Genomic DNA, 571 nt, shown 5'->3' on the forward strand with positions numbered 1-571 from the left:
GAAACCGTGTGCCTACAAGTAGTTAGAGCCCGTTAATGGGTGATAGCGTGCCTTTTGTAGAATGAACCGGCGAGTTACGATAACGTGCAAGGTTAAGCTGAGAAAGCGGAGCCGCAGCGAAAGCGAGTCTGAATAGGGCGAGTGAGTACGTTGTCGTAGACCCGAAACCAGGTGATCTACCCATGGCCAGGGTGAAGGTAAGGTAACACTTACTGGAGGCCCGAACCCACGCACGTTGAAAAGTGCGGGGATGAGCTGTGGGTAGCGGAGAAATTCCAATCGAACTTGGAGATAGCTGGTTCTCTCCGAAATAGCTTTAGGGCTAGCCTCGTGATAGAGAATACCGGAGGTAGAGCACTGTTTGGACTAGGGGGGCATCTCGCTTTACCGAATTCAGACAAACTCCGAATGCCGGATATTTATGCACGGGAGTCAGACTGCGAGTGATAAGATCCGTAGTCAAGAGGGAAACAGCCCAGATCGCCAGCTAAGGTCCCAAAGTGTGTATTAAGTGGAAAAGGATGTGGAGTTGCTTAGACAACTAGGATGTTGGCTTAGAAGCAGCCACCAT

The 571-nt window shown here is 50.6% G+C and carries 1 rRNA gene; it reads left to right on the forward strand.

From position 1 onward, the window contains the following. A 23S ribosomal RNA gene (locus M3Z76_RS19695) occupies nt 1–571 on the forward strand; the annotation flags it as partial.

This window comes from Metasolibacillus sp. (assembly GCF_025291715.1).
In the GTDB taxonomy this organism is placed as follows: Bacteria; Bacillota; Bacilli; order Bacillales_A; family Planococcaceae; genus Metasolibacillus; species Metasolibacillus louembei.